The organism is Kitasatospora phosalacinea (assembly GCF_030268885.1).
Taxonomy (GTDB): Bacteria; Actinomycetota; Actinomycetes; order Streptomycetales; family Streptomycetaceae; genus Kitasatospora; species Kitasatospora phosalacinea_C.
In genome coordinates this window covers 24,204-31,997 of sequence record NZ_BSSA01000049.1, presented here as the reverse complement: position 1 = coordinate 31,997, position 7,794 = coordinate 24,204, and the positions used below count along the sequence as shown (strand labels likewise).

The 7,794-nt window shown below is 78.3% G+C and carries 4 protein-coding genes; 2 read left to right on the top strand and 2 right to left on the bottom strand.

Going from position 1 to position 7,794, the window contains the following annotated elements:
- Window positions 1–153 precede the first annotated feature (153 nt).
- A complete protein-coding gene (locus QSK52_RS37560) occupies window positions 154–663 on the bottom strand; it encodes a GNAT family N-acetyltransferase (protein WP_285740775.1) in 510 nt (169 codons plus the stop codon).
- A 289-nt stretch (window positions 664–952) separates the two neighbouring features.
- Here QSK52_RS37560 and QSK52_RS37555 point away from each other — a divergent pair, with 289 nt between their 5' ends.
- Together QSK52_RS37555 and QSK52_RS37550 are read left to right on the top strand one after the other, a co-directional pair.
- A complete protein-coding gene (locus QSK52_RS37555; protein ID WP_285740774.1) occupies window positions 953–4,564 on the top strand; it encodes a serine protease in 3,612 nt (1,203 codons plus the stop codon).
- A 63-nt stretch (window positions 4,565–4,627) separates the two neighbouring features.
- Complete coding sequence (locus QSK52_RS37550; RefSeq protein WP_285740773.1) at window positions 4,628–5,572, top strand: bifunctional riboflavin kinase/FAD synthetase; 945 nt, start codon at window positions 4,628–4,630, stop codon at window positions 5,570–5,572.
- 55 nt (window positions 5,573–5,627) lie between these two features.
- On the opposite strand, the gene QSK52_RS37545 is transcribed toward QSK52_RS37550, so the two are convergent.
- Complete coding sequence (locus QSK52_RS37545; protein WP_285740772.1) at window positions 5,628–7,709, bottom strand: MinD/ParA family ATP-binding protein; 2,082 nt, start codon at window positions 7,707–7,709, stop codon at window positions 5,628–5,630.
- Between the last annotated feature and the right edge of the window lie 85 nt (window positions 7,710–7,794).

Here is a 7,794-nt window from a genome sequence, read left to right as displayed (position 1 = left end):
CCTCATGGCCGCCCGCCTCGCCGGCGAGGAGATCGAACCACGCGGCCCCATCGAGACCGAAGCAGCCCGCCGCCTCGCCGACGACCTCAACGATCAGTAGCTAGCCAATTACCCCACACTTTCTGAGGGCGCGGCGGCCCCGGACCGGACGTCTCAGCGCAGCGCCAGGTGCCAGTCGGTGCTGCGCAGGAAGCGGCCGGAGCGCTGCGGGTACTCGAAGTCGCACGGGCCGCCGTCGGTGAAGCCCAGCCGGGCGCAGAGCGCGTTGGACGCGGCGTTGTCGACGGCCGGGAAGGCGTGCAGCACGCCGGGGGAGGCGGGGTCGGCGGCCACCTCGGCGCGCAGGGCGGCGAGCATCGCCCGGCCCGCCGCGAGCGCGACGCCGCGGCCCTGGAACTCCGGCAGCACGTTCCAGCCGGTCTCGTGGACCTCGGCGCCCCGCCACCCGCGCCGGTGGTGGGCGATCGACCCGGCCTCCTCGCCGTCGACCAGCACCGCGTACATCACGCCGCCCAGGGACGGGAGTTCGAGGTAGCGGCGGTGGCGCAGGAGCAGTTGCTCCGGGGTCTCCGGGCCGCCGACGTGGCGGCGCATCAGCGGGGTGTTGATGCGCTCCAGCAGGCCGAAGCGGGAGTCGGACCAGGGTTCCAGGCGGACGTCCATGACCGGCAGGGTGGCCCGGGGGCGGGGCGGAGCGCCAGCGGTTTTCCGCGCGGCGGCCAAGTGCGCGCCGCGAGAAGTGAGTTGGGGCGGGCAGGGGCGGGCCGGGTGGTTCCGCGCGGGGCGCGCGCCGGACGGCGGGGGTGGGGGCGCGCGGAGTGAAGGGGTGTGGTGAGAGGGGCGTGCGGGGTGCTGTGGGGCTGGTGGGGGGCAGGCTGACCGGCGGCGTGTACGGCGGCCGTACCCCGTCCCGTACGGGGCCGGGCGCGGCCCGGCGGGAGGACTTGGCGGGATGGGCGAGGGTGCGGGCGCCGGCTTCGCGGGGGATCCGGCACAGGCGCTGCTGCGGATCAGGGACCAGCAGGGCCGGCTGTGCGGCCTCGGGTTCGTCGCCGACCGCGGCGGCACCGTGGTCACCGCGCACGAGGCGGTGGCCGGACTGCCCCGACTGGTGCTGCACACCCCCGGCGGGCAGACCCGGGTGCTCGGCCCCGAGAGCGTCGACCTGCTGCCCGACCGCGGCCTGGCCCTGCTGCGCACCGCCGCGGTCGGCGGCGTCCCCGGCCCGCCCCTGCCGATCGGGCGCGGCCCGGTCACCGGCCCCGTCGCCGCCTTGCACCAGCGCTGGGAGGACGGGACGCCCGCCCTGGCCCGGGGCGGCCCGCTCGGCCGGGAGAGCGGGCGCTGCGGCGACGGCGCGCGGGTGCGCACCGTCCCCGGCGTCCTGCTGCTCGACCTGCCGGTGACCCCGCTCGCCGGGGCGCCCGTCCTCGACCCGGCGAGCGGCACGGTGCTCGCCGTGCTCTCCCCCCGGGTGCGCGCCGTCCCCGGCCCCGGCGTGGCGGCCGTCCCGCTGGCCGCCGACACCGCGCCGCCCGCGGACACCCCGCTCGACCGGCTGCTGGCCCGCAACGCCGCCGACGCCCCCGCGTACGGCCGGGCGCTCAACCTGGGCGGGGCGCTGCGCCTGACCGAGGCCCAGCTGGAGGCCGCCGCCGCCGGGCCCGGCCGGATCGCCGAACTCGCCGCCGACCGGGTCGACCGCCCCGACGGCCTCAGCGGCGAGGAACCGCAGGACGTCCTCACCGTGCTGCTCGGCGAGAGCGGCAGCGGCCGCACCACCGAACTCGCGGCCCTCGCCGTCCGCCGGGCGGGCGCCGCCCGGCCGCTGCCGACCCTGTGGCTGCGCGGCGCCGACCTCGCCCCCGGCGACCGCACCCTCGGCGACCCGCTGCGCCGCCGACTCGCCGCGGCAGCACGGCGGTTGGGCGTGCCGGAGGTCGAGCCGGGCGAACTCGCCGCGCTGTGCGCCGCCGCCGGACGGCCGCTGCTGGTGATCCTCGACGGGCCCGAGGAGGCGCCGCTCGCGCTCTCCGCCCGCTGGCTGACCGCCGGGCTCGACTGGCTGCGCACCCACCGCGCCCGGGCCCTGGCCGCCTGCCGCCCCGACGGCTGGGAGCAGCTCGGCCCCTGGCGGGCCGCAGCCCGGGCCCTGTGGCTGGGCCCGCTCACCGCCGACGCCGCGGCCCGTGCCGGGCGCCGCTACGGCCTGCCCGCGGCCTTCCTCGGCCCGGCCGACCGCGGCCACCCGCTGGCCCTGCGACTGGCCGGCGAGCTGCGCGGCGCGGGCGTGCACGGCCCGGTCGGCAGCCGGGCCGAACTCTTCGACGGCTGGCTCGACCTGGCCTGCCTCACCGTCGCCCGCCGGGTCGCCCTCACCTCCGTCGGCCCGCGCCGCCACCGCCGCGGCGGACCGCCCGCACCCGGCGAGGACGCCCGGCAGGTGCGTCGGCTCGCGGCCGTCGCGGCCGGGCGGCTGCACGAGGCGGCCCGGCTGATGCTCGGCGCGGGCGACGGGGCGCTGCCCGCCGCGGAGTTCGCGCGGCTCTTCCCCGAGCAGGGCGGGTGGGCGCGGGCCGTCCGGGAGGAACGGCTGCTGGTGCCCGCGGGGGAGGGCCACCGGGCCGGGCACGAGGAGTGGGGGGAGTGGCTGCAGAGCCTGCACCTGGACCTGGACGCGGCGCTGCGGCTGGTGCTGGAGGAGGGGGCCGCGGACGGCGGGCCGGGGGAGGCCGGTGGCGGTGCGGGGCCGGTCGTCCCCCGGGCTCCTGACGGCGCTCGCGGCGGGCCCCGACGGCCGGACGGGGGAGCGGGGGGAGAGGGAGGGGCGGAGGAGGGGGCTCCGGGCGGTGGGGCGGGGGCGGAACAGCCGGGCGCGGGCGGTGCGGGCCGCGCCGCCGGGGAGGCCGGGCCCGACGGGACGCCGGCCGCCCCGCCGGACGGCAGCGGCCCCGGTCCCGCCGTCCCCCTGACCCCGGACGTGGCGGGCGCCGGGGTCGGGCGGTGCCGGGTCGGGGTGGTGGCGGGGGCGCTGCGCCGGGCGGGCGAGCTGCGCGGGGCGGCGGCGCTGGACGGGTGGCTGCGGCGCGCCCTGGCGGCGCTGGAGCGCTCGGAGCGCGGCGGGGAGGCGGACTGGTGGGCCGGGCGGCTGCTGGCGGCGGGGATCGCGGGCAGCCCGGAGCCGTCCGCGCACCGGGAGCTGCTGGAGCGGCTGGCCGACCGGGCCGGGCGGGACGAGCGGTTCGGGGCGGCGTTCTGGGCCGGCCTGCCGCTGCCGGTGGCCGAACGGGTCGCGCTGCTCGGCCGGTCGGCCCGCGGCCCGGGCCGGGCGGAGGTGGTGCGGGCGGCCGCGGCCGAGCTGCTGGCCGCGGACCCGCGCGCGGTGCTGCCGCTGCTGTGCGCCTGGTACGGGGAGGGCCCCGCGGCGGCCGACCTGGCCGACGAGCTGCTGTACGAGCACCGGGCGCTGGCGCTGGACGAGTTGACGGAGGCGCTGGTCGCCGCCGCCCACCCGCGGGCGGACGCGCTGCTGGGCCGGCTGGCCGAGCGGGAGCCGTCCGCGCTGTGCCGGGCCGTCGACCGGTGGAGCCACGACCCGCGCCCCGAGCGGCACGTCGCGGCGGCCGTGCACGCGCTGCGCACCGCCCCGCACGCGGGCGGTTCGGGCGCGCAGCTGCTGCGCCTGGCGGCCCGGACGCTGCTCGCCCGGGAGGACGAACCGGCCCTGCACGGCGCGGCGTTGGCGCTGCTGGTACGCGATCCGCAGGGCCGGGCCGAGCACCTGGCGGCGGCCCTGGCCGCGTACCGGGCGGGGGACCCGTTCCTGACCGCCGAGGTGCTGGCCGGGCTGGTGGCGGAGCACCCCGCCCAGGTGCTGGCGGCGGTGCGCGAGCGGCTGCGGGTGCCGGGCGCCCGGTCGGCCGAGGACCTGCGGGTGCTGGACGGGGCCGCGGACCCGGCGGTGGCCCGCTCCGGGCTGCTGCTCGCCGCCGAACTGCTGCGGGGCGGCCCGGAGCCCGCCGCGGAGGTCGCCCGGCACCTGGACCGGCTGCTGGACGACGGGCGCGACGGCCGTCCGCTGCTGGACGCGGTGCTGGCCGCCGAGCCGCCGGTGCGGGCCGTCTTCGTGCCGGTGCTGACGGCGCCCGGCGGCGGCCGCGAGGAGCTGCTGGACGTGCTGCTGGCCGCCGAGCGGGACGAGCGGGTGCTGGCGGCGGTGGTGGAGGCGCTGGCGGCCCGGCACGCCGGGCACCCGGAGCGGCGGGTGCGCGAGCTGCTGCGGCTGGTCGCCGAGCGGTGGCCGGGCGCGGACGCCGCCCTGGTGCGCTGTGCGGGCCGCTGGGCGGGTTTCGCCCGGCTGCTGGCGTCCTGGCCCGCGGACGCCCCGCCACCGCCGCAGGGGCCCCGGCTGGCCCTGATGCGGGCCCTCGCCGCGTCCGGGCGGGACCCGCAGTACGCCGCGGCCGAGGCGGAGCGCCGGGTCGACCGTCCCGGCGGCCGTCTGACGGGTCACACCAAGGGCCTTCCGGTACCTGGGCAGGGTCGGTCGCATGGCACGCTATAGGGGTTCGGTTTCGGTCTGTCGAGTGCACGGGTTGTGCACACCGTAGGAACAAGGAGCGGTCAGGTGCAGCGCTGGCACGGCCTGGAGGAGATCCCCGGGGACTGGGGGCGCAGCGTCGTCACCATCGGATCGTTCGACGGGGTCCACCGCGGACACCAGTTGATCATCAACCGGGTGGTGGAGCTGGCCGGCGAACTGGGGGCGAAGTCGGTGGTGGTGACCTTCGACCCGCACCCCAGCGAGGTGGTCCGGCCCGGCACCCACCCGCCGCTGCTGGCCCCGCAGCCGCGCCGGGCCGAGCTGGTCGAGCAGCTGGGCGTGGACGCCGTCCTGGTGCTGCCGTTCACCGCCGAGTTCTCCCGGGAGTCCCCGGAGTACTTCGTGCAGTCGGTGCTGGTCGACGCGCTGCACGCGAAGGCGGTCGTCGAGGGCCCCAACTTCCGCTTCGGGCACCGCGCGGCGGGGAACGTCGAGCTGCTGGCCGAGCTCGGCCGGGCCGACGACTTCACCGTCGAGGTGGTCGACCTGCAGGTGCGCGGCGCCGCGGGCGACGGCGAGCCGTTCTCCTCCAGCCTGTGCCGCCGCCTGGTCGCGGCCGGCGACATGACCGGCGTCGCCGAGATCCTCGGCCGCCCGCACCGGGTCGAGGGCGAGGTCGTCCGCGGCGCCCAGCGCGGCCGCGAACTCGGCTACCCCACCGCCAACGTGGACACCGTCGCGCACTCGGCGATCCCCGCCGACGGCGTGTACGCGGGCTGGCTGACCGCCGACGGCGAGACCATGCCCGCCGCGATCTCGGTCGGCACCAACCCGACCTTCGACGGCACCGCCCGCACCGTCGAGGCGTACGCCATCGACCGGGTCGGCCTCGACCTGTACGGGCAGCACGTCGCCGTCGACTTCCTGGCCTGGCTGCGCGGCATGGAGAAGTTCGACTCCATCGACGCCCTGCTGGAGCGGATGGCCGAGGACGTCAAGCGCGCCCGGGACCTCACCGAGCGCCCCTGACCCGCAGCACGCCGGAGCCCCCGCGGAACGCTTCCGCGGGGGCTCCGGCGTCGGGTCAGCCCTGGTGGGGCGGCGGGTAGCCGTACCCCGGGGGCGGGGCCTCGTGCGGCGGCGGGTAGCCGTAGCCGGGCTGCGGGGCCTGCGGCGGGTACGGCTGGCCCTGCTGCGGGTAGCCGGGCTGCGGCGGCTGCTGCTGCCACGGCTGGCCCTGCTGCGGGTAACCGCCCTGCGGCGGGTAGGGCTGCGGGGCCTGCGGCGGGTACGGCTGGCCCTGCTGCGGGTAGCCGCCCTGCGGCGGGTACTGCTGCTGGGCCTGCCAGCCCGCCTGCTGCTGCGACCGGGCGATGTCCTCGCCGACCAGCGTCGCCAGCTCGAAGTAGGCGTCGCGGACCTTCGGCCGCATCATCTGCAGGTTGACCTCGGCACCGGCCGCCAGGCTCTCGTCGAACGGCACCACCACGACGCCACGGCAGCGGGTCTGGAAGTGCGCCACGATGTCCTCGACCTTGATCATCTTGCTGGTCTCGCGCACCCCGGAGACCACCGTGATCGACCGCTGCACCAGGTCCGCGTAGCCGTGCGCGGCCAGCCAGTCCAGGGTGGTCGACGCACTGGACGCGCCGTCCACGCTGGGCGTGGCCACCACGATCAGCTGGTCCGCCAGGTCCAGCACGCCGCGCATCGCCGAGTACAGCAGACCGGTGCCGGAGTCGGTCAGGATGATCGGGTAGTGCTGCCCGAGCACCTGGATGACCTGGCGGTAGTCCGAGTCGTCGAAGGTGGTGGAGACCGCCGGGTCCACGTCGTTGGCGACGATCTCCAGGCCCGAGTTCGGGTCCTGCGAGGTGTACTGGCGGATGTCCATGTAGCTGCGGATGTTCGGGATCGCCGTCACCAGGTCGCGGATGGTCGCCCCGGTCTGCCGCTTGATGCGGCGGCCCAGGGTGCCCGCGTCCGGGTTGGCGTCGATCGCGATGACCTTGTCCTGCCGCTCGCTGGCCAGCGTCGCGCCCAGCGAGGTGGTGGTCGTGGTCTTGCCGACGCCGCCCTTGAGGCTGATCACCGCGATCCGGTAGCAGGTCATCACCGGGTGCCGGATCAGCTCCAGCTTCTGCTGCCGGTCGGCCTTCGCCGACTTGCCGCCGAACTGGAACCGGGACTGCTTCTGCGCCTTCGGCTGGCCGCGCAGCAGCCGGTCCGAGGACAGCTCCACCGCCGCCGTGTAACCGAGCGCCGCCCCGTGCGCGGCGGGCTGGCCCGCCGCCTGCTGGAACTGCGCCGGAGCCGACGGGGCACCGCCCACGCCGTGCTGCGGGGCCGGAGCGGGCGGCGCGTACGGCTGCTGCCCGCCCGCGGTCTGCCCCGGCTGCGGCCAGCCGCCCGCCCGCGGGTCGACCGGCGGCTGCGGCTGCTGCGGGTTCGGCCACGGCTGCTGCTGCGGCTGGCCCTGCTGGGGGAACGGCGGCGGGCCGGGCTGCTGGGCCTGCGGCGGGTACGGCTGGTTCGGCCACGGCGGCTGCTGGCCCTGCTGCGCGTCGGGCTGCTGCGGGTACGGCGGCTGCGGGGCCTGCGGCTGCACCGGCGGCTGCGGGGCCTGCTGCTGGACGGGCGGCTGCGGCTGCACCGGCGCCTGCTGCTGGACGGGAGGCTGCTGCTCCACCGGCGGCGCCGCGTTCGGCACCGGCGCGCTCGGGCCGACCGGCGGCTGCGGGGCCTCCTGCTGCACCGGCGGCGCGGGCTGCTGCTCCACCGGGGGCTGCGGGGCCTGCTGCTGGGCGGGCGGCTGCGGCTGCACCGGCGCCTGCTGCTGGACGGGAGGCTGCTGCTCCACCGGCGGCGCCGCGTTCGGCACCGGCGCCTGCTGCTGGACGGGAGGCTGGGGCTGGGCGGGCGGCTGCGGCTGGACGGGCGGCTGGGGCTGCGGCGGGGCCTGCTGCTGCACCGGTGGCGGCTGCACCTGTGGAGGCTGCACCTGCTGCTGGACGGGCGGCTGCGGTTGCGGCGCCGCTACCGGAGCACCTGGTGCGGCGCTCTGGGTGTACCAGGACGGGGCGCTGTAGTCCGGGGCGTCGGACCAGTCATCGTCGTCCTCGGCCGCGTTGTCGCCGACGTAGACGCCGTCCCGATCGCTGCTCACTGGGGCTCCCTCGTTCTCGCCGAAGCTGCTTCGGCGGTTGCCGTCGGGCAACAAGACTAGGCCGTGCAGGTGCCCGCGCTGAAGG

Bases quoted from the DNA above. Each gene is read 5' to 3' on its own strand.
- QSK52_RS37560 (WP_285740775.1), bottom strand. From the start codon at position 663: ATGGACGTCCGCCTGGAACCCTGGTCCGACTCCCGCTTCGGCCTGCTG.
- QSK52_RS37555 (WP_285740774.1), top strand. From the start codon at position 953: ATGGGCGAGGGTGCGGGCGCCGGCTTCGCGGGGGATCCGGCACAGGCG.